At 60.1% G+C, this 21766-nt stretch carries 19 protein-coding genes; 13 read left to right on the plus strand and 6 right to left on the minus strand.

From position 1 onward, the window contains the following. The first annotated feature begins 79 nt into the window (after positions 1 to 79). Positions 80 to 481: a hypothetical protein gene (locus AC6FTP_RS04755; RefSeq protein WP_497205757.1), complete on the plus strand. Its 402-nt coding sequence runs from the start codon at positions 80 to 82 to the stop codon at positions 479 to 481. Positions 482 to 725: 244 nt separating this feature from the next. On the opposite strand, the gene AC6FTP_RS04760 is transcribed toward AC6FTP_RS04755, so the two are convergent. The 3 genes from AC6FTP_RS04760 to AC6FTP_RS04770 all read right to left on the minus strand — a co-directional run bounded on the left by AC6FTP_RS04760 (position 726) and on the right by AC6FTP_RS04770 (position 6958). After that, positions 726 to 3995: a LamG domain-containing protein gene (locus AC6FTP_RS04760; protein ID WP_497205758.1), complete on the minus strand. Its 3270-nt coding sequence runs from the start codon at positions 3993 to 3995 to the stop codon at positions 726 to 728. Positions 3996 to 4025: 30 nt separating this feature from the next. Next, complete coding sequence (locus AC6FTP_RS04765) at positions 4026 to 5342, minus strand: right-handed parallel beta-helix repeat-containing protein (RefSeq protein WP_497205759.1); 1317 nt, start codon at positions 5340 to 5342, stop codon at positions 4026 to 4028. A 161-nt stretch (positions 5343 to 5503) separates the two neighbouring features. After that, the gene (locus tag AC6FTP_RS04770; RefSeq protein ID WP_497205760.1) at positions 5504 to 6958 is read right to left on the minus strand and encodes an enolase-like domain-containing protein; all 1455 of its coding nucleotides are present in this window, start codon (positions 6956 to 6958) and stop codon (positions 5504 to 5506) included. Positions 6959 to 7043: 85 nt separating this feature from the next. On the opposite strand from AC6FTP_RS04770, the gene AC6FTP_RS04775 reads away from it, so the two are divergent. The 7 genes from AC6FTP_RS04775 (at position 7044) to dapA (ending at position 11516) form a co-directional block, all read left to right on the plus strand. Continuing rightward, positions 7044 to 7508: a hypothetical protein gene (locus tag AC6FTP_RS04775; protein WP_497205761.1), complete on the plus strand. Its 465-nt coding sequence runs from the start codon at positions 7044 to 7046 to the stop codon at positions 7506 to 7508. A 51-nt stretch (positions 7509 to 7559) separates the two neighbouring features. Further along, positions 7560 to 8372: a tryptophan synthase subunit alpha gene (gene trpA, locus AC6FTP_RS04780; protein WP_497205762.1), complete on the plus strand. Its 813-nt coding sequence runs from the start codon at positions 7560 to 7562 to the stop codon at positions 8370 to 8372. A 214-nt stretch (positions 8373 to 8586) separates the two neighbouring features. Next, positions 8587 to 9150, plus strand: a complete 564-nt coding sequence (locus AC6FTP_RS04785) for a transposase (RefSeq protein ID WP_497205763.1) — start codon at positions 8587 to 8589, stop codon at positions 9148 to 9150. 125 nt (positions 9151 to 9275) lie between these two features. Next, complete coding sequence (gene dapF / locus AC6FTP_RS04790; protein WP_497205764.1) at positions 9276 to 10088, plus strand: diaminopimelate epimerase; 813 nt, start codon at positions 9276 to 9278, stop codon at positions 10086 to 10088. A 36-nt stretch (positions 10089 to 10124) separates the two neighbouring features. Further along, the gene (locus tag AC6FTP_RS04795; protein ID WP_497205765.1) at positions 10125 to 10352 is read left to right on the plus strand and encodes a DUF4160 domain-containing protein; all 228 of its coding nucleotides are present in this window, start codon (positions 10125 to 10127) and stop codon (positions 10350 to 10352) included. A gap of 2 nt (positions 10353 to 10354) precedes the next feature. Next, on the plus strand, positions 10355 to 10615 hold the full coding sequence (locus AC6FTP_RS04800; protein ID WP_497205766.1) for a DUF2442 domain-containing protein: 261 nt from the start codon (positions 10355 to 10357) through the stop codon (positions 10613 to 10615). A 22-nt stretch (positions 10616 to 10637) separates the two neighbouring features. After that, positions 10638 to 11516, plus strand: coding sequence for a 4-hydroxy-tetrahydrodipicolinate synthase (dapA, locus tag AC6FTP_RS04805; protein WP_497205767.1), 879 nt, complete (start codon positions 10638 to 10640; stop codon positions 11514 to 11516). A 44-nt stretch (positions 11517 to 11560) separates the two neighbouring features. Here dapA and AC6FTP_RS04810 read toward each other — a convergent pair whose 3' ends face one another. Continuing rightward, positions 11561 to 13144 carry an arylsulfatase gene (locus AC6FTP_RS04810; protein ID WP_497205768.1) on the minus strand — a complete coding sequence of 528 codons (1584 nt, stop codon included), beginning with the start codon at positions 13142 to 13144 and terminating at the stop codon, positions 11561 to 11563. A gap of 122 nt (positions 13145 to 13266) precedes the next feature. Here AC6FTP_RS04810 and AC6FTP_RS04815 point away from each other — a divergent pair, with 122 nt between their 5' ends. Both AC6FTP_RS04815 and AC6FTP_RS04820 read left to right on the plus strand, forming a co-directional pair. Beyond that, positions 13267 to 14052, plus strand: coding sequence for a 3-keto-disaccharide hydrolase (locus AC6FTP_RS04815; RefSeq protein WP_497205769.1), 786 nt, complete (start codon positions 13267 to 13269; stop codon positions 14050 to 14052). A 53-nt stretch (positions 14053 to 14105) separates the two neighbouring features. Beyond that, positions 14106 to 15368 (plus strand): right-handed parallel beta-helix repeat-containing protein, encoded by a 1263-nt coding sequence (locus AC6FTP_RS04820; protein ID WP_497205770.1) that lies wholly within the window; start codon positions 14106 to 14108, stop codon positions 15366 to 15368. Positions 15369 to 15371: 3 nt separating this feature from the next. Here AC6FTP_RS04820 and AC6FTP_RS04825 read toward each other — a convergent pair whose 3' ends face one another. Together AC6FTP_RS04825 and AC6FTP_RS04830 are read right to left on the minus strand one after the other, a co-directional pair. Then, the gene (locus AC6FTP_RS04825; RefSeq protein ID WP_497205771.1) at positions 15372 to 16490 is read right to left on the minus strand and encodes a DEAD/DEAH box helicase; all 1119 of its coding nucleotides are present in this window, start codon (positions 16488 to 16490) and stop codon (positions 15372 to 15374) included. Between the two features lie 47 nt (positions 16491 to 16537). Next, positions 16538 to 17839 (minus strand): glycoside hydrolase family protein, encoded by a 1302-nt coding sequence (locus AC6FTP_RS04830; protein WP_497205772.1) that lies wholly within the window; start codon positions 17837 to 17839, stop codon positions 16538 to 16540. A 55-nt stretch (positions 17840 to 17894) separates the two neighbouring features. Here AC6FTP_RS04830 and AC6FTP_RS04835 point away from each other — a divergent pair, with 55 nt between their 5' ends. From AC6FTP_RS04835 to AC6FTP_RS04845, 3 genes are read left to right on the plus strand one after another with little or no spacing between them, the layout of a single operon-like run. After that, the gene (locus AC6FTP_RS04835) at positions 17895 to 18743 is read left to right on the plus strand and encodes an alpha/beta hydrolase (RefSeq protein WP_497205773.1); all 849 of its coding nucleotides are present in this window, start codon (positions 17895 to 17897) and stop codon (positions 18741 to 18743) included. 40 nt (positions 18744 to 18783) lie between these two features. Continuing rightward, positions 18784 to 20277: a sulfatase family protein gene (locus tag AC6FTP_RS04840; protein ID WP_497205774.1), complete on the plus strand. Its 1494-nt coding sequence runs from the start codon at positions 18784 to 18786 to the stop codon at positions 20275 to 20277. Beyond that, positions 20274 to 21731, plus strand: a complete 1458-nt coding sequence (locus tag AC6FTP_RS04845) for a sulfatase family protein (protein WP_497205775.1) — start codon at positions 20274 to 20276, stop codon at positions 21729 to 21731. Before AC6FTP_RS04840 ends, AC6FTP_RS04845 begins: the two co-directional genes overlap by 4 nt. Positions 21732 to 21766: the final 35 nt, after the last annotated feature.

A 21766-nucleotide genomic window follows, 5' to 3' on the forward strand; every position in this document is an offset into this window, starting at 1 on the left:
GCCCCCGCTTCAAAACAACGGTCAACCACCGTCAACGCTCGCGCAGCGAGCCTCAACCACGGTCAACTTCTTCTAAGCCATGCCCTTCGACCCATCCCAGCCTGCTGAAAACTCGCCGCTTTCGAGTGCGGTGATGCGTTCCCAACTCAATGGCCTCAACACGCTCATCGACGCGGTGACGACGATTTCCTCGGCGGTGGTGGATGCGGTGAACACACTGCCCGCGGGTGATCCGGCGGAGGTGAGTGTGTCGGTGGTCGGCGACGTGCTGCACCTGACCTTCGGCATTCCCATGGGCCAGAGTGGCCCGCCCGGTGAAGTGTCGCTGGCAGACATGAATGCCGCCATCGCGACGACGAGCAGCAACTCGAACGCGGTCACCATGCTGAGCCAGGTGGCGGATGCGGAATACAGTCAGACGCAGATGCAGTCGCTCTTCACCAAGGTGGACGAGCTGCTCATGGCGCTGAGGAGGTCGTAGAACGAGTTTTCAACTCGTACATTGGTGCCCCGAGTTTTGAACTCGGGTGTGGGGGGATGGTCAGGGCTGGCGCATCCAATCGACAACTGATTGTTAATCAGGGCCTTGGTGACAGGATTGACATGATTGACAGGATGAACAGGATTTTCAGACCTGTGAATCCTGACCCTCTTGTGAATCCTGTAGTAATCAGCCCCTTCTCATGATGATGCGCGAAGCTCTGGGCGACGCGGGGGCGGTGGCCTCATGGCCGTTGCACCTTCATCCACTTCACGGTCTCGATGCCGGAGGCCAGCTCGCGCACGTGCACTTCCCAGGTGCCGGGCGTTTCGTTCTTGGCGAGATCGAGAGGCAGGGTGAGCACGCCATCCTCGACGACGTGATACCCGTCCCACTCGGCGGGGGCGCCATCGGCATCGCGAATGCGCACGGCGACAGGAATGGCGGCGGGCATGGGGCGACCTCCGGAGGTGTTCAGGGTGATGCGTGCTTCGGCGACATTTCCGCAGGTGGCGGTCTCGGGCAGATCGAGGTTCAATTCGAGCAGGGGGGCGGATGAGAGCAGGAACACGCGGCCTTCCGCAGGCCCGAGTTTCAGCGGAATGGTGAGCCCGTTGTCCTCGCGCTTTGGCAGGACAAAGGCGGAGCGTGTGAGGTCATAGACGTTGATGCTGTCGGAGCCAAGATTCAGACTGGCGGTGACGGGCAGTCCATTCTCCTTCACGAGACCATGCTGCCCGACATAGGTGCCGGCCTCACGGCTGTTGTTGATGACGAAAAGACAGGTGGCTTCCCCCGTGCTGCTGGCATGGAGGATGACATCGGGGCTGTCGCAGGTCACGCGCGGCAGCCAGCCGAGGTCTTGGCAGATTTGGGCAAGTCTTTCCGACAAGGAAGCGGGCGCGGGGGGAGGAGCGGCGGGTGTTGGAGCGGGCGTGCCGTTGGCAGGTGCAGGGGCTTCCGGTGGGCTTGCTGGCGGAGCTGGCACAGGCGCTTCAGACAATAAAGCATCTGCTTTCAGGGCAGGGCAGAGGTGCTCGTCGGCGATGATCTTGCCGCCGCCCTGTTGCCACTGCTTTAATTTTTCCACGAGGCTCGCGGGCAGGACATCACACTCGGTCATGATGAGGATGTCACGACCATCGAGTCCACCGGCGGAGAGGATTTCCTCATAGACCAAGTCTGCCTGGATGTGCGCGCGCTGGAGAGCCTGCCAGACTTCCAAGGAGCGAGGTGAACCTTTGCGGTAGATGCCGCGTCCCGCGAACATCTGCGAAGTAAAGCTCTCCACCATGGCCACGGGTGAGCGCGACTGCTGACGACGTGCCAGCATGGGGCCGAGAGGCCGGAGGATGCGGTCGGCGAAGTCACGGAATATGGTGCGGGCATGAGGATGCGTCGAGCGATCCATACCGATGGCATCGGTGGTGGGAAGCAAGGCAGACCAGCCCGTGCACACGAGCCCCTTCACAGGGCGGGCAAGCGTCATCCAGAGAGACTCTTTCAGGATTGCGGGGGACAGGGTGACCCGCCGGACAGGAGCGGTGCGCTCGGCCATCAGGATGCTTTCCGCCGTGCCTTCTGCCCCGAGGGGCGAGACGGTTTCGCGCTCCCAGCTCAATGGCAGAATGCCGAAGACTCCCTGTTCGCGGGCATTCGCCTGACGCATGGCCAGGAGCTGATCCAGACAAAGCCCCGTGAGCATCGGGTCACGGGCATCCGAGGTCTGATCGGCGATGTAGTTCACCGGCCCGGACGTTCCACCGATGGAAGGCTGACGCACGGCGGGATCTTGCATGGACCAGATGTCCAGGCGTTCCCCACGTTCACGATCCAGGCCCTGAAGCCAGCCTTCATGGACGCCCTTCCAGCCATTGCCTTCGGACCAGAACCAGCGGTAATAGGCAAGGATTGGATGATCGTCCGGGATGACTCGATCCGCTGGAAAGCCTGGCAGCGTCTTCCAGTCCACACCGCCACCGCTTTGAACCTCGGGCGGAATTTCATGCGTGGAAAACTTCTGATAGGCCTCCTTCTCCTCCTTGCTGAAGCCTGGCTGGGACTGGCTGAGCGGGGAGGAGTTTAACCAAGTGCCGGTCCAGATTTTGTTTTCACGGTAGTTGACCATGAAACGTCGGGCGCAGTTGGTGGTCAGGCCGACCACACCGCGATTGGTGGCATTGAGGTCGGCCGGCTCGTAGGTTTTGCCATCGCGATTCATGCGATGAAAGGCACTTTTCGGCAGCATGGCCCGCCAGGGTTCAAGAGCAACGATGGTGCGGAGTCCGGCGACGAGCCCGGCATCCAGCCAGGGCAGGGTATCCAGATGATGCGTCTTCCCATGAGGTCCCAGGTAGGGAGAGTCATCATTGGTAAAGCCCACCCAATGGGTGCAGGCCAGAGGTTGCAGTTGCGGCAGATCATCGACCTTTGCGCCCTGCATGATGACGGGAAGACTGGCGGGAAGACGCGGCACGATTTGGAACTCCTTCTTGCGGCTCAATTGAAGATTGCCGCTGCGAATCACCGCCTCCATCTGATAGGTGTCAGGCTTCAAAGAGGTGTCAGGCGCGAAGTCAGTCGCGTATTTGGCGCCCGGCTCAAGGTCAGGCAGAATGAACGACTGAGTGGTCCCGCCCACGGTGTAGGTCATGCCAGCTCCGACCAGGGGAACAGGCCGCAAATTCGTGCAGGTGATCTTCCAGGAGGTCGATTGCTCCTGCCTCTGCCAGACACGGCGAAGGCCTGCCAGCTCCAGCGCAAACGGGGCGAAACCGCGCACGCCATCGCACAAGCGGACTTCGTCGATGTCACCGGGGAACGAGGCTGAAAGCTTGAGCCCTTCGCCAAGACTCAAAGGCTGATCCCCCGCCTGCAAAGCTCCACAACCCTTCTGAAAAACGACTCCCAGGGATTCTGCATCGGCAAAGAACTCCACCCTGCCGGCAGCATCATAAGTGAAGGCCAGATGCCGCCACTGACCGGCAGGAATCAGCAAAGGCTCCGAGAGGAACTCTTTGGCCTCTGCTCCGAAACCCAGACTCACCGCCATGCGGCGTAGGCCACGCTCATCGGCAGCCATGAGGCTCCAGCGGTAATCCTCCAGACGCTCCCCCTGCTTATCCATCAAATAGGCGTTCTCTGTGGTCTGAATGTGTTCATTGGCCCGAACCCACATCTCCGCCGAAAAGGCAGCGACAGGCGAAAGGCGCGCAAGTGATGGCTGAGTCAGGGCGACGTAGCGTCCTTTGCCAGCCTTGATACGAAAGGTCAGTCCACCTCCAAAGCGACCTTGAGGCTGCAAGGTCGCTGTTTTCAAAAAGAGCTGCGCGCCATGCCCGGAAGCATCCGACAAAGGAAACTCATCAAACTTCCAGCAGGCGAGCACATGGGGAGCCGTGGCATCCAGATTGGCATAGCTCGCCTCCCAGGGGTCTTGCAATGACTGAGCCGGAGAACTGCTCAGCAGGAGCAGACTGAGAAGGGCGGCGGATAACTTGAGATTCAAAGACATACGCGGTGTGTGACGATGGCGAGTGGAGGGTCAAAGACCGCCCAGGTTCAGTGGGGTCCCGGTGGCTAATTCCTCCAGCTTCTGATGCTTCACGTAGCGCTTGGCTGGCTTCGGAAGTTCTGCTGCGAAAGTTGCCCCAGCGCCCTTGCAGGGGGAATCAGGCAGGAGAGTCAGGTCCAGTTTCTTCAGCGATACAAAGCCTGGCTCTTTCCCCTCCAGGGAAGGCTCCAAAGTCTTCAGATCGAGCTTGAGTTCTTCGACCGCCTTCACCCAGCCGGAGGTCAGCCAGTTCTTCCCCAGGGTCAGCGTGCCACTGCCGCCCATGAGCGAAAGCTTCATCCCCGGAACGGTGACATGCAGGATGTTGCCATGGCATTCCACTTTCTCTTCGGGAGTGGAGGGGCGGAACAGCACCGTGGTTTTGGTTCGGTGGGAAACGACGGTGTTGTGGTAGAAATGCAGCACCCCTTTGCGGTAGCCTGCGGTCTTGGTGCTGTCGCCACCGTAGTGGACGATCTGGTTGTTGCCGCCGTCCTCGTTCTCAATGAGCACATTGCCATACACCAGCGTGCGCCTGTATTCGGGAGAGGCGTTTAGGGCTTTGTTGCCCGTGGCATCCACGAGATCGAGCTGGCGGCTGCCGCCTTCGATCCAGTTGTAAGCGACCACCAGACCTGCGGAGCGATCCTTGAGGTTGATCCCCAGGCAGCCTTTCCGCAGCGGGCCGAAGTGGTTGCCCTCGAAGACGATGCCGTTGCACTCGGTGTAGGCGTTGTGTTCGGTGATGCTGCCTGGATTGCCATTGTCATAGATGTGGCAGCCTTCCACCCGCACATTGCTGGACTGGGCGCTGATCATGAGTCCGTTGCCGCTGTCGTGCAGGGTTAGATTTCGCAGCACCAGATGGTCAGCCTTTTCCACGATCACACTCGCCGCGTCTTTGCTGTAAGCGGTGGCTCCTTTCCGCCCGGCAAAGGTGAAGGGTCGCCGCGCGCCACGGATGTCGAGGTTTTCGATCAAGATGTGTGCCGGCATTCGATCCGCTGGCTTGTTGGCTCCGCCGATCTTCAGCACTCCGCGTTCCTCACCCCAATAGCTCAGCACCGGACGCTTCGTCGCATCCTGACCGTCGATCACCGGCAGTTGCCCTTTCGGTCCTGGCACGCCGCTGATGGTGATGGGCTGTTCCTGGGTGCCACGGAAGCACAAGACCCACTTTTCATGGTAAGGCTGTGCCCTCCAGTGGATGCGAACCGTGTCACCAGGCCTCAGCGCCTCCCAGGGAACTTCGCCAATCGTCGCGAGAGACTTGCCAGTTCCCACTTCATAGACCGCGGCAGGAGACATCAAAGGCCAGGCCAGCAAAATCCCGGCAAAGAGTGGAGAACAAGGGCGAAGAAAGCAGGTCATCAGGAGCTTCATACAATCTGCGAAAGGACTAGGCTCCTGAAATGTCTGCAAACGAATCTTTTCCAATCTCAAGGTGACCATGCGCGTGATGATTCATATCACAATGCGCCCATGCCACCGCCCATGATCCATGCCTTCAGCGGCGTGAATTGTGCGGCATCGATGGGGATGGCACAGCCGAAGGGCGCGGCATTCACCGAGGTCATATCGAGCAGGCCGTCCTGCACATCGAGCGTCGGGAAACCCAGTTCGTGTCGGCGATAGTAGCCCGGATGACACCGCAGCGCATCCGCCTGAAACTCTGCCGAATACATGCTCAGTCCCCGGAAGTAGTGGTGCCCATTTCGCTCCACATGAGGGATGCCAAGCGCGGACATCATCGCCAGATCCTGGAGCACGGAGACAGGACCGACATTGGCGAGGTCTTCGCCACTGAGGATCGGCGGGCGCTTCATGTGCGGGGCGCGGACCTTCAGCAACGCGGCGTTCGCCAGGCCTTTGACGATGCCTTTGCAGCTCTTGTGACTCGTGCCGCTGTAGCCGAGATCCAGAGCACGCGGCAGATCGGCGAGTGATCCATCCGATTCATCAATGATCATGCCCGGCCCATCACTCCAGCCTTGGAGAGCGGGGGCCACGTCATCCTTCAGCGCATGATCACGATGCAGCGGTTGCTCGATGAGGAGCAGGCTATCAAACAATGGCGCGAGCTTCGCATCCGCCTTCAGCGCCTCATAAAAGTCACGGAACGCCGCGAGGTCGGTGAACTGCTCATTGCCATCGAGCGTGGCTTTGAAGCCCTGCGGACAGCCCACCGTGAGCACCTCGGTGATGACCCGCAGCCGTGGCAGGTCCACCTCCGCCTGACCCGTGACCTTGATCTTAAAGTAGCGCAGCCCATAGGCACGAATGGAGTCGGCCAGCGTGTCCGGCAGCCCATCATCGAGATGGGGAGACTCCTCCGCACGCAGCGGATCACCGAGCCCGATGGTGTGCCGCAGCGCCACTTGAGCCAGTGGCTCCTCAGGCAGCACTTGAGCCACTGAGATGTCCGCCAGTTCCCCGCGCACCGCCCCCAGTTCGATGCCCAGCGCCTCAGACTTCAGCAGCCGATGAAGTGGCGTCGCCGCAGCCTTGCACAGCCCATCCAGCACCGCCCGCTCCATCAGGCTCACGCCCAGATTCGCCAGCAGCGGCGGTTGCTCACGCAGCCCGGCCCAGCGCGACTGTTCATCATAAAGATCCCGCCACCATCCGAAGTAACCCACCGGCTGCTGAGCCGCGTTTTCCGCGATGCGCGCCGCGTTCTGGATCACCGCCAGCATCTCCGCCACATCCTGCTCACAGGACGTCTCGGGATGCTTCGTGAACCACTTCGGCGCCAGCCCCTCCGAGGCCAACCCGCGCACTGGCCTTCCATCCACCACCATCTCCGCCGTCACAAAGAGGTGCGGCAGCTTGATCATGCTCGCGATCCCATATCTAAAAGGGAATCGGGTCTGCATCGGCAGGACGTGGAAATGGATGTCTGGGATCGTGAAGGTCACGCTCATGAAATGCCGCACGATCCAAGCCCTTTCATGCGAAAGCTGCTGACAATTTCAACGCTGACCCCATGGTCACCCAATTGCCAAGCCGATGCCCTCCGCCACCATCTCACAAGTCATGCCTTGCACATCGGTGAAGGTCTTTGAGCTGCTTCATGATTATTCGCGTCGGCTGGAATGGGACACCCTGCTGTGCGAAGCCCGACTCACGAGAGGTCATCAGGTTTCCGCCAAAGGCGCGACGTCGCTCTGCGTCGGCAAACCCTTCTTCGGACTCATTGGCATCGAAACCCAGTATGTCACCTTCACTCCAGGCTCCATTGCCGCCGTGGAGATGATCAACAAGCCTCCGTTCTTCGATCACTTCGCCGCCAGCATTCACCATCAGGACAAGGAAGGCGGCGGCTCGGTAGCCACCTACAAATTCCAGTTTCTAGCCCGGCCCGTCTGGATCAGATGGCTGCTGCATCCCCTCCTGCTTTTCACTCTCCGCCATGAGACCACCAAGCGCCTGAAAGCTCTGGCCGAGTTTCTTGGCAGCGAGGCGGAAAGGTGAATGGGAAGGGAAAGTTGCATCCCCGCTGTAGCCGGGTAGATAGCCCGCCCCATGTCCGACCCCGCCAACCGTATCGACGCCCATTTCGCCCACCTCCGTGCTTCCGGGAAGCGCGCCTTCGTGGCCTACGTCTGCGCAGGTGACCCGACGCTGGATGCCACGATCGATGTCGTCCTCGCCCTCGAACGCGCCGGGGTGGACATCGTGGAGCTGGGCGTGCCTTTCTCTGATCCGCTTGCCGATGGCGTGGTGAATCAGATGGCCGCTGACCGTGCGCTGAAAGCCGGAGCCTCGATGCCCAAGGTGCTGGAGATGATCCGCCAGCTCCGCACCAAGAGTCAGATCCCGCTCGTGCTCTTCACCTACCTGAATCCCGTGTACACTTACGGTTACGAGCGCTTCCACATCGATGCCGCCGCTGCCGGAGCCGATGGAGTGCTCGTCCTGGATCTGCCGCCGGATGAAGTCGCCGAGAATCCCGAGCTGAAGCCCACGCCCGAGCTGCGCCACATCCAGCTCATCGCTCCGACCAGCCCGCCGGAGCGCATCGCCAGCATCGCCAGCATCGCGGAAGGTTTCGTCTATTACGTCAGCCGCCTCGGCGTGACTGGCGCGCAGGTGGAGATCGCCAGCGGCATTGCCGAACAAGTCGCGGTGATCAAAGCCAGCACGCAGGTGCCCGTGTGCGTCGGCTTCGGTGTCTCGAACCCCGAACAAGCCGCCAAAGTCGCCAGCATGGCCGACGGCGTCGTCGTCGGCAGCGCCATCGTAAAGCTCATCGAGAAGAACGGCACCTCCCCCGATCTCGCCGCGCAGGTGGAAGCCTTCGTGAAACCACTCGTTGATGCCGTCCACGCGCTGTGACGTAGGCTCGTTCGCCAGAACGAGAGGATCGGAGTGCCCGCGCTCTTCCACGCGGACACCTCCGCAGTCTGGCGACTGCGCCTACGCCCCGTAGGCTCGTTCGCCAGAACGAGAAGATCGGGAACACAACCGCAGCCTCGAAGCCTGCGCTTTCCTCAGCCACCTGCACGAGTCCTGTCAGAACCAGCGGTCGGATCACGTTCCCGTCCCCCTCATGCCCACGCCGCTGCCTGATGATGATAACCATCCCGGACACCTCCCGCGTCTGGCAGATGCGGCGTATCGCGGCAAGGCCATCGTCCACTGGACTCTGACGGTGAGGGATCGCGGCACGGGCTGGCTGGACACGCGATTCACCACGCGCTTCCGCTGGCTGCTCCTGCATGCCTGTGGTCGCTACGGCGTGGACTGCCCCGTCCACTGCCTGATGCCGGACCATGTTCATCTCCTGCTGCATGGCAACCATCGGGAGGGCGATCAACGCGGGCTCCTGCGTTTTCTGCGTCGCCACTCTAACCCACTGCTCGCGGAAACCGGGCACCACTGGCAGCCGCAGGCCCACGACCATGTACTGCGCCCGGAGGAAAGCGACCGCTATGCCTACGAGCGTCTGGCGCGCTACATCATGCAGAATCCGGTGCGTGCCGGGTTGGTGAAAGAGGCCCAGGAGTGGCCGCACACCGGAGTAGTGATTCCCGGCTACCCGGAGTTGAAGCTCTGGCAGCCCGATTACTGGCCGCGCTACTGGCGGCTGAGGAGTTCCAGAGCCGCCCTGTAGCCTCGTTCGCCCCCCGTGCGCGCTCCCCCCGCAGTGTGGCGACTGCGCCTACGCGTAGGCTCGTTCGCCAGAACGAGGGGGCTTGACCGCTCCCCAGCCCTCGCTTTGACTCCGCGCCCTTTTCCATGACCCTGAACTTCACTAAAATGAACGGTGCCGGCAATGACTTCGTCATGCTGGACAATCGCGATCTCTCACTCGCCCTGAGCAAGGATCAGATCGAGAAGCTCTGCGACCGCCATCGCGGCATCGGTGCCGATGGCTTGCTCTGCGTCGAGCCCGCCACGGATGGCGGCGACTTCAAGATGCGCTACTACAACGCCGACGGCGGTGAGGCGGAGATGTGCGGCAATGGCGCGCGCTGTTTTGGCCGCTTCGTGAATCTTTTGCACGATGGCAAGCTCACCAAGATCGCCTTCGAGACACTCGCGGGCATGATTTCCGCCGAGTTCGAAGGCGACCAGGTACGCATCAACATGAGCGCTCCCCACAGCCTCAAGCTCGCTCAAGATCTGCCCGTTTCTCAAACAACACTCACCGTCCACAGCGTGAACACCGGCGTGCCTCATGCCGTGGTTTATGTCGATGATCTGGAAAACGTGCCCGTGATCGAATGGGGCGCGGCCCTGCGCTACCACGAAGCCTTCAAGCCCAAAGGCACGAACGCCAACTTCGCCAAAGTGCTCGCCCCCGGCAGCATCGCCATCCGCACCTACGAGCGCGGCGTCGAGGGCGAGACCCTCGCCTGCGGCACTGGCATGGTCGCCTGCGCGCTCATCCATCACGAACTCACCGGCGCTGCCAGCCCCGTGAGCGTCCTCGTCAAAGGTGGCGACACCCTCCGCATCGGGTTTGTGGAATCCGCCCCGCATGAATACACCGACGTGACCTTGTTTGGTCCGGCGGATGTGGTGTTCACTGGGACGGTTTCGATCTAATGTGCCATGCCAGAGATTAGCCGGTTTCTAGGGGTCGTGATCCGAATGCATTATCGGGATCATGCCCCGCCGCATTTCCACGCTCATTACGGCGACTACGAAGTCACGGTGGAGATCGAGACTGGCATCATCAACGGCAGATTCCCCAAACGTGCCCTCAATGCCGTGCTCGAATGGCATGAGTTGAATCGAAGCGCGCTTCTTCTCGACTGGCAGAAAGCTGAAAAGCGTGAGAGTTTGGACCCCATTCCACCCCTGGAGTAACCATGAACTTCCTGCACATCACCCAAGCAACCCATGCTGGCGCGCACCGCCTGCACCTGGAGTTCAATGATGGCAGCTTGGGCACGGTCGATCTCTCGGAAGAGCTCCAAGGCCCTGTGTTTGAAGCTCTCCGCGACATCGATTACTTCAGGCAGTTCAGCCTTGTCGGTGCAACCATCGAATGGCCCAACGGCGCTGATTTCGCGCCTGAATACTTGCACTCGCTGCTCGCCAGCGCATCCCGTCCGCTCACCGCCGCTTAATTTTTCCCAAACCACCCCATCCATGTTCGCAGGAACCCACACCGCCATTGTCACCCCCTTCCGAAACGGTCAGATCGACGAGGAAGCCCTCCAGAAGCTCGTCGATTTCCAGTTCTCCAATGGTGTGACTGGCGTGGTGCCTTGCGGCACGACGGGTGAATCACCGACACTCGATTACGATGAACACGAACGGGTGGTGAAGCTCACCGCCGAGTTTGCCAAAGGTCGCGGCATTGTCATGGCAGGAACGGGCTCCAACAGCACGCGAGAAGCCGTAGAGATGACGCAGGAAGCCGAGGCCGTCGGTGCCACCGCGATCCTGCAAGTCGCTCCGTATTACAACAAGCCCACGCCCGAAGGCCTCTACCAGCACTTCAAAGCCGTCGCTCAGAGCACGAAGCTCCCGATCATGCTCTACAGCATCCCCGGTCGCTGCGGCATCGAGATCGGTCTCGATGTGCTCGTGCGTCTCGCCGAGACCTGCCCGAACATCTGCGCCATCAAGGAAGCCGGTGGCAATCCCGAGCGCGTGAATCAGATGAAGCAGGTGCTGCCCGCCAGCTTTGAGATCCTCTCCGGCGATGACAGCCTGACGCTGCCCTTCATGGCCGTCGGTGGTGTCGGCGTGGTCAGTGTGGCCTCGAACCTCATTCCGAAACAGATCAGCGACATGGTGAAGCTCGCGCTCGCTGGCGACTACGCCGGTGCTGGCAAACTGCATCATCAATACTACCCGCTGCTCGCCGCCTTCCTGAAGCTCTCCACGAACCCCATTCCGATCAAAGCCGCAATGGCACTCGCCGGTCATTGCACCAGTGAGATCCGCCTGCCGATGGTCGAACTGGAAGAAGCCAAGGTCGCTGAGTTGAAGTCCACCATGGTGAAGCTCGGGCTGCTGTGACTGATTCGTCACGCTGACCGGAGTTCTCGTGCGATGGCGGTGCGTTACTTTTTCTTCCCCTTCTTCTTCCTGCCGCCTTTGAGGTCGTCGTTGCCTGGATAGGGCTTCACCTGGGCTCGCTCGGCCCAGGCATCCCACTGCGCGGCGAGTTCTCTGGCTTTCTCTGGCTGCACGGAAGCGAGGTCGTGGAGTTCGGTGCGGTCAGCCTTCAGATCGTAGAGTTCCCAGGGCCCACTGCGGCCTTTGCGGACCAGCTTCATATCACCGACACGGATGGCGGCATTGCCTTCGTGCTCCCAGAAGAGCGCCTCGCGCTGGATAGGCTCGTTTTTGAAGGCGGCGACGAGACTTCTGCCCTCCATCGCCTTCACGGGTTTGTCTTTATACTGCTGGGGATAAGAAGCGCCGCTGACATCGACGCAGGTCGCCATGATATCGATGAGATGGCCGGGCTGGTGCCGCAGTTCGTTCTTCGCGGTGATACCCGCGGGCCAATGGGCGATGAGAGGTGAACTGATACCGCCTTCATGGCTGTAGTGCTTGAAGAGACGGAAGGGCGTGTTTTGCGGGAAGGCCCAGCTTTCACCGCAGAACCAGTCGGAGTCGGCCTTCGAGGGATCGCCGTTGGTGCGACCTTTCGGACCAGCCTCCGCGTTGCCGCCGTTGTCGCTCATGAAAAGGATGAGCGTGTTGTCAAAGACACCGCGCTGCTTCAATCCTTCCACGAGATCGCCCACGGCCTTGTCCATGCGATGCACCGTGGCGGCATACACGGCCATGAGGTGATCGAAGCGCTCCTGCTCCTCCTTGGGAACGTTCGCCCAAGGTTGCACGGCCTGCGGACGCGGTGACTTGGCCCATTTCGCGTCGATGATGCCGAGTTCGATCATCTTCGCATAACGGCGGTCGCGCACTGCGCCCCAGCCGATCTTGTATTTGCCTCGGAACTTCGTGATTTCCTCTGCCGGAGCCTGGAGTGGGAAGTGGGGCGCATTATGGCAGAGGTGCAGGTAAAACGGCTGTTTCTCCGCGAGCGCCTCGTCGATGAACTTCAGGCCAAACGTGGTCCACAAGTCGGTGGAATACCAGTTGTGCGGCAAGCGTGCGTCGTTGTTCGCAATTGGCTCGCCGTTTAGAAACAGGGAGGCTTTGGCTGACTCTTGGAAATAAAAGCCACCCGCCGCCGCATTCAGGCTGCGATCAAACCCGCGCTCCCAGGGCGTGACGCCGTAGTTCTGACCCACATGCCACTTCCCGGTCATCGCGGTGAAGTAGTTCGCCGACTTCAGCACTTCGGCGGTGGTCACACACGAGTCATTCAGCCGCCCCGCATAGCCTGGCACACCCTTGTCATCCGTCATGTGTCCCACACCTGCCTGATGCGGATACAGGCCGGTGAGCAAAGACGCCCGCGTGGGGCAGCAGCGTCCCGTGTTGTAGAACTGCGTGAATCGCAACCCGTTCGCCGCCAACGCATCCAGATTCGGCGTGGGGATCTCCGAACCGTAGCAGCCGATGTCCGAGAAGCCCATGTCATCAACGAGAATGACTACAATGTTGGGCTTGTCCGCAGCGGTGATGGAACCACAAAGAAAAGCAGAGATCGCAAACAGGAGGATGAGCTTCATGAGGGGCGCTATAACGGTGGCAAAGTGTCCGACTTCCGGTTCTTCCGCACACGGGGCTATTCGAGATGCACTGCCATCTTCGGCTTGGAATTGACGGGTGGACGCAGCAAGATGACGGCACCATGCCCAAGTCACCCACCATCCTCACCGCACTCCTTTGTCTCATTGCGGTTTCCGTCTCCGCTGATGAACCCAAGTGGGTTTCCCTCTTCAATGGCAAGGATTTGAGCGGCTGGACGATCAAGATCTCCAAACGTCCCCTGGGGGAAAACTTCGCGAACACTTTTCGTGTCGAGGATGCAATCCTGAAGGTGAGCTACGACGACTACGAGAAGTTTGATGAGCAGTTCGGTCATCTCTACACAAACCTCGCCTACTCGCACTACATCCTGCGACTGGAGTATCGCTTCACCGGCAAGATGATGGCAGATGCACCCCATTACGTGAACCTGAACAGTGGCGTCATGCTGCACGCGCAGCCGCCTCAGAGCATGAGGTTCGACCAGGGTTTCCCCGCAAGTCTGGAGATGCAGTTTCTGGCCGATGAGGGCAAAGGGCCGCGCTCCACTGCCAATCTCTGCACTCCCGGCACGCATGTGGAGATGGGCGGGCAGCTTGTGACCAAACACATCGTCAAATCCAGCGCATCGACCTTTCCCGCCGAGGAATGGGTGCGCGCCGAAGTGGAGGTGCGCGGCAATGACGAGATCATTCATCGCATCAATGGTGTCGAAGTACTGCGCTACCAGCGCCCGCAGCTTGACCCGACGAACAACAACGCCCCGGCGACCGATCAGATCGAACTCGGCGGCAATCTCATGCTCAGCTACGGTCACATCGCCCTTCAGGCAGAGGGGCAACCGGTGTGGTTCAGGAAGATCGAACTCATGTCCCTGGAGAAGAAGTGATGCCAAACAGCTGCCTCCCGAGCTCAATCCACTGCTGACTGCTCTTTCCCTTCATGCGCTATCTCCTTTTCTCCCTTCTGCTCGCCAATGCCTCCGCCGCCGAGCTTTCTGTCACCGCCTATCCGTCCATCCAGGCTGCTTTGGATGCGAACCCGAACCGGATGATCTTCGTCCCGGCGGGCGATTACCCGATCCAAGAAAAGATCCGCATTCGCGGTGAGCGCAGCGGCCTGTTTGGCCCAGGGCGCATCATTCAGGAGAATGCGGAGCAGCCGATCATCGTGATCGAAGAGGCCAAGGAGGCGGAGGTCCGTGACCTCACCCTGACACGCCCCGAGGGGAAGATGGAGACGCGCCTGGAGGGCCTCATCGCCATCAAATGCCGTGACCTCGTCATCGACAACGTGCGTGTCATCGACAACCGCAGTCCCGCAGGATCGATCACCCTTCGCGAGAGCCAGAACTGCCGCATCAGCCGCTGTCTCGTGCGGAATTACATGCGCGTCAGCATTGATGACCGCACCAAGAGCCCGGAGTGGGGCTACGCCTTCAATTGCTCCGACGGCACGGGCATCAGCGTCAGTTACAGCACCGGCACGCTCATTGAGGGCAATCGCGTCATCGAAGCAAACCTCGTCCCCACACCCGAGATCAAGGCGAAGCACAAGCTCGGCGACTACGTGAAGAAGAATCCGCAGAAGGGCACGATCATGAGCCAGCAGGCCTGGGACGCAAACTACACGGACAACTGGCAGCAGGGCAGCGGTCTCATCGTCACTGCACCGAGTGTGAGCGACCTCACCCGCATCATCGGCAACCACATCGAAAACGCCGCGCAGGGCATCGACCTGCACTCGGATCATGTCATCGTCAGCAACAATGTCATCGTGAACTCCTTCATGGGCATGAAGGCCATGCACGGCAGCCGCAACGTGCTCATCACCGGCAATCAGTTCATCAAAAACTGCCTCTGGGCCATCGGCCTCATGCCTGGCGCCGCCGCGAATGCCGAGAACGCCGATGGCGGCTCCATCATCTCCAACAACATCATCTCCGACTTCGGCCACGGAGACGCGCATTGGATCTGGGGTGATGAGCGCTCACCCTTTAAGTTCGACACCGGCCAGCAGCCTGACGATCCGCCGCTCACTGACGTGATCGTCTCCGGCAACGTCATCCACAGCATCGGCAAGCCGCGCTACAAATACGCCGTCATCATCGGCGGCGGGCCAAATACACCACGCGGCATGCATTTCTCCAACAACCTCTTCCCCTCAGGATCACAGGGCGTGGCGAACATCGAGCTACCGCAGTGAGGGTCAGCCGCGAAACTCGCGGAACTGAACATGCAGCTCCTTTTCGAGCTGCGTGAGCTGCCAGCGCTCCTTCGGGTGGATCAAAGCTAGCGACATGCCTTTCTTCCCGGCACGCGCCGTGCGTCCGCTGCGGTGCGTGTAGTATTCAAGCTGCTCGGGAAGCTGGTGATGGATCACAAAGGACAACCCCTCGACATCAATGCCGCGCGCCGCCACATCCGTGGCCACCACGAACTGCACGCGCTGCTTTTTAAAGGCGCGCATCACCTTGTCGCGCTCCTTCTGCATGAGATCACCCTGAAGCACATCCACCGGCATGCCCATGGCGATCAGCTCCTGACAAAGCGTCACTGCTCCCGCCTTCGTGCGGCAAAAGATCAGACCTCGGCCCTCCTTCTGACGCTTCAGGAATGAGGCGATGAAAGCCGTCTTGTCCTCCCGCTTGCAGAGGGCAAAGCGGTGATCGATGTCGCGGTTCACCACATGCGCCTGATCGATCTGAATCGAGTGCGCGTTCGCGGACATACAGCCTTTGATGAGCTGCTGGATCGCATCAGGGAAGGTCGCAGAAAAGAGCCAGGTGCTGCGGCGCATCGCCGCCAGTTTCAGGATGGCCGCGAGCTCCTTTTTGAAGCCCATGCTCAGCATCTCATCCGCCTCATCCAGCACCACATAGCGGACGAATTCCAGCGTCAGTGCATCCCGCTCGATCAGGTCAAGCAGACGCCCCGGTGTCGCGACGATGATGTGAGTCGGGCGGCGCAGCGCATCGATCTGACGATCCATGTCATCCCCGCCCGTCAGCACCTCGGTGAAGATCTTGTCCGTGTATTTCGTGAAGCGGAAGAGCTGCTTGCCGATCTGCTTCGCCAGTTCACGCGTCGGTGCCAGCACCAGCCCCTGGATGTCCCGGTGCTTGGGATTCATCTTTGTCAGCAGCGGCAGGCCAAACGCCGCCGTCTTGCCCGTGCCCGTCTGTGCCTGCGCGATGAGATCGCCCCCATCCGTCAGCAGGAAAGGGATGACCTTCTTCTGAACCTCCGTGGGCTTGATGATGGCCATCTCTTCGAGGCCGCGGATCATGTCCTCAGGGATTCCGAGTTCTTTGAATGTATTCGACATGCCCTGCTCTCCATCACGATTCGACCGATTGCCAGCGGGAATGCACCTCAGTCTGGCAAACGCCACTCGCTGGCGCGCAATGATCTGACAGCCGCCGATTGAAGCGAAATCCGCACCTGTCCGGGGCTGCCGGGCAAACGAGCCGCAAGGGAGTAACGGTCATGCATGAAGACCTCGACGATGTTGCCGTCGATGAAGACGCGCACGGTGATGGTCTTTGCCATGGGTAAATCGACAGGCAATTCGCTCCAGCATTCGCCAGCGGTGTCGAGTATGCGGAGTTGCTCACGCCTGACGACGATCTCGCCAAGCGGAGCAATGCTCACACGTGCTTCCTTCGTATTTTCAGGGATTGTGAGGGCGAACTCGGCGACGAGACGACTCCACTCGCCGAATTCGGACTGCCAGGGCAGACGCTCGAAGGTCTTGCCAAGTTTCGCAGGCAGACGGGTGCCGAGTTTCCCATCTGGCAAAGCATGTACTTCACGAGGCAACGCGAGATGACCTCCCCAGGTTTGTTTGCCAGGCTTGGCGGGATCGAGCGGAATCCAGCCAAAGAGGACGGGGGATTCGCCTTCGAAGGCGATTTGCGCAGCGCAGAGATCTTTGCCATCGAGCATGCCTTCGGGCTCGTTTTTCCACGGGCCCAGCGGCGAGCTGCTGCTCCAATACACCGGTCGGCCCACGGCTCGATCATAGATGCTGGCGATCAGATACCAACGTCCGCCGAGCGGTAACATCTGCGGGCACTCGGGCTCTCCGATGGTGCCTGGATCGAGGATGGGGCCGTGATCTTTCCACTGCTGCAAATCGGGCGAGGTGGCGAGACTCACCGCTCCGCAGGTCTCTTTCGGGCGGCCTTTCATCCAGGTCGTCATGACGCAGCCGTATTGTTTCATCTCTGGAATCCAGAAGACGAAGGGATCGCGACGGCGCTGGTAGTAGTCGCCAGCAGGAACGTGGAACCCCTTCGGCGCACAGGACCAATGCCGCAGATCCTGACTCACGGAGCTGACCATGCGCCCCTGCGCGTGGCCGTAGAAGCTGCGGAACATTTTCGCAGATGGATCATGAAACACGCCGAGCACAAAGTAGGTCGACATCCAGTCGGCGGGCTTCACGGGATCATGCGTGATCGGCGCTTCCGTCCAGTGCAGCCAGTCGCGTGAGCGAACGAGCATGGAGTCATACTTTCCAGGCTTCAGGTAGTAGAGGAAGCATTCACCCTCATGGAAGAACGGATGCACATCGCCCAACGCATGATCCTGCGGTTTAAAATGCATCTCCTGCGCATGGCAGATCCATGAGGAAAGCAGCAGTGAAACGAAGGTGATGGCGAGGGGGCGCATGAGTTGCTGGGTAACATGATGACGGCTCAGGCCGTTGATGCACTCGTCATTTCTCATGAAGTCCATTTTGCCTATCCTCCTGCTCATCGCCACGAGCCTCCCTGCTGCAGAGAAACCCATCGTGCTGTGGCCTGAAGGTGCTCCCGGAGCACTCGGCAATGCGTCGCAGGACATCCCAACGCTTACGCCTTATCTTCCCACGAAACCCAGCGGCGCGGCGATGCTGCTCATTCCCGGCGGTAGTTACAGCGGCATCTATGAAGGACAGGCGGAGCCCTTCGCGCTTTGGCTCAATGAGCAGGGCCTTACCGTCTTCGTGCTGCGTTACCGGCTCGGCAGTGCGGGTTATCGGTATCCCTCGCAGCTTCAGGATGCAGTGGAGTCCATGTTTCAAATCCGCGGTGCTGCCGAGAAATGGAAGATCGACCCGAAACGCATCGGCGTGATGGGTTTCTCCGCGGGCGGACATCTCGTATCGACACTCATCAACCGGCCTGAAGACGGCATGATCCTCGGCAGCGACCGCGCATTCAGTTCACGTCCCGATCTCGCCATCCTGTGCTATCCCGTCATCAGCATGATCGCCAAACCGCACGCCACCTCGCGCAAGATGCTCGTCGGCGAGTCACCGGATGAAAAACTTGTCCGCCAGACCTCCAGCGAGCTTCAAGTGAAGCCCGGCCTCCCGCCCGTCTTCCTCTGGCACACGATGGAGGACAAAATGGTCCCCGTGGAGCACGCGCAGCTCTACGCTGCTGCCTTGCATCAAAACAACCTCCCCCACGAACTGCACCTCTACCAGCACGGCGACCACGGCACCGGCCTCATCGGCACGCAGCACCCGTGGTTCGCTGATCTGCTCTTCTGGCTGAAGGCGCAGGGATTCATGCCTTCTACTAAATAGCCGCTGACACAAACCAACCATTTTGACGTTCTAGCCCGCCATGCGCTTTTTCAGCCTCATTCTTTCGTCATTCGTCATTCTGACTTCGTCATTCGCCGCAGAGCGGCGTCCGAATCTGCTCTTCATCCTCGTCGATGACCAGTCGCCGTTTGATTTGAAGATGTACAATCAGCAGTCCACACTTCAAACGCCAAACTTGGACAAACTAGCGGCGCAGGGGATGGTCTTCGATGGAGCGTATCACATGGGCTCATTCAGCGGTGCAGTGTGCATGCCATCGCGTCACATGATCATGAGTGGACGCACGGTCTGGCATCTACCGCCCGCGCCCTGGGGAGCCAAGACGAGCCCGCCTGCGCTGGAGCAGCAGACGATCCCAGCGGTCTTTAATCGCGCAGGTTATGCCACAATGCGCACCTGCAAGATGGGGAACAGCTACGAGGCGGCGAACAAGCTCTTCACCGTGCGCAAAGATGCCTCGAAACGTGGTGGCGATGACGAAAACGGCAGCACTTGGCATGGCGATCAAGTGATGAACTACCTCAGCGAACGCGAGACCACCAAAGACGAGAAACCTTTCCTCATCTACTACGGCTTCTCGCACCCGCACGACACCCGCGATGGCAAACCGGAGCTGCTGGCAAAGTATGGTGCCACGAATCACACCGATGAGGCGAATCCGCCTTCGCTGCACTCCTTGCAGCCGCCTTTGCCTGCGAATCACCTCACCAAGCATCCTTTTGACACCACCGACTCCGGCGTGCGCGATGAAGTCGCCGTCAGTGGTGTGTGGAAGTGCCGTGATGAAGCAAGCATCCGCAACGAGATCGGCCGCCAGTATGCGTGCAGTGAGAACATCGACATCCAGATCGGTCGTGTCTTGAAGAAGCTCGAAGACATGGGCGAACTCGACAACACCTACATCATCTACACCGCCGATCACGGCATCGCCATCGGTCGCCACGGCCTCATGGGAAAACAAAACCTCTACCAGCACACCTGGCGCGTGCCTTTCATCGTCAAAGGCCCAGGCATCGCCGCTGGATCACGCGTGGAGGGCAATATCTACCTGCTCGACGTGCTCGCCACGCTATGTGATCTCGCCGGAGTCCAGCCGCCGCAGACGAATGAAGGCCAAAGCTTCAAACCAGTGCTCGAAGGCAAAACCAGAGCCATCCGGGACGTGCTCTACGGAGCCTACAGCGGCGGTGGGAAGCCCGGCATGAGAGCCGTGAAGCAGGGCGATTGGAAACTCATCCGCTACGAGTCCCCTGACCGCAGTGTGAATGAGACGCAGCTCTTCAACCTCACCGAAAACCCCGACGAACTGCTCCCCGAGCACGGCAAGCCAAACCTCGCCGCCGATCCCAAACACGCCGACAAGCTCAAGGAGATGGAAGCCCTGCTCCTCGCCGAAATGCGCCGCCTGGATGATCCCTTCCGCTTCTCGAATCAACCCGGCGATGATCTACCAACGCCGCCGACTCCTGCGAAAAAAGGAAAAGGGAAAAAGGCACCGAAACAATCCCGATGATCCTGAGACTACTGCTCACTGCCATGATCGCGTTGCCTTTGCAGGCCGCGACCAAACCGAACTTCGTGTGGATCATCGCCGATGACATGTCACCGGACATCGGTGCTTATGGATTGAAGCAGGTCAGCACACCAAACCTAGATCGTCTCGCTGCGGAAGGTCGTCGCTACACGCGAGCCTATGCCACCGCCCCCGTGTGCAGCTCCTCGCGTTCGGCCTTCATCCTCGGCTGCTATCAAACGACGACGGGACTGCATCCGCATGATGTAGAGAATCCGCAGCCACTGCCCGCGCCTTACAGGCATCTGCCGGGCCTGCTGCGCGAGGCAGGCTGGTTTGTCACGAATGCGGCGGCACCAGGAACCATGCGCAGTGGCAAAGCAATCAAGAAGGGCAAAACACACTACAACTTCGCCCACGATGCGGCGGAGATGTTTGATGGAGACGACTGGCGGAAACGAAAGCCCGGACAGCCGTTCTTCGCGCAGTTTCAGATCACCGAGCCGCATCGGCCGTTTCCGATTCCTGAGAGCTATGATGAAGCAAAGCTCCGCGCCATCGAACTGCCACCCAAATACCCGGATCATCCACTAATGCGCCGGGATTGGTATGCCTACCAGCGCAGTGTCGAGATCGTGGATCAGCGTGTCGGCGTGATTCTGGATCAATTGAAGGCCGAAGGCGTGCTCGATGACACCATTGTCATGTTTTTCGCCGATCATGGCCGCCCAATGCCATGGGGAAAACAATGGCTCAGTGTCGAAGGACTTCAGGTGCCGCTGATCATGCGCGGGCCGCAGATTGAGGCGAAAAGCGTCGAGGAGCGTCTCGTGAGTTTGATCGACCTCGCGCCGTCGATGCTGAAGCTTGCGGGCTTGCCTGTTCCAGCCTGGATGGAGGGCAAAGCCATCCTCAGTGGTGATTTTCCTGAGCGTGACGTGCTCTTCGCTGCGCGTGATCGCTGTGGTGATGCGATGGATCGTATCCGCACCGTCATCAGCCGCGATGCATGGCTTGTGCGGAACTTCCACACCGAGCTTTCACGCCTGAACTGGTCCGGCTATAAAGAAGCCAGCTATCCCGGCATAGCCCTGCTGCGCGTACTGAATGAAGCCGGCGGCCTCGACACCTTCCAGGCACGGTGGTTGCAGCCGACTCGGCCCGAGATCGAGTTTTATGACCTCAAGACTGACACGCTCGGCCTGCATGACGTTTCACAGCATCCTGATCAAGCCGAGTCGGTCGCCCATTTGCGAGGTGTGCTCGATGAGTGGATCAAATCGAGTGGAGATCGCGGTGCTGCCGGAGATCCGCCAACTGAGCCTTCGATGGCGACAATTCTCAAAGACAAACGCCTCGACTACCAGCGCACCTGGAAGACACGCCTCAAAAAAGCCGAGCCAACGGATGTGGAGCGCCTCTCATGGTGGATGAGGAGTTACGGGCTGGATTGAATTGGAAGATGGAGGCTCTGGCGCTCGTTCGCAGC

This window comes from Prosthecobacter sp., assembly GCF_044378005.1.
Classification (GTDB): Bacteria; Verrucomicrobiota; Verrucomicrobiia; order Verrucomicrobiales; family Verrucomicrobiaceae; genus Prosthecobacter.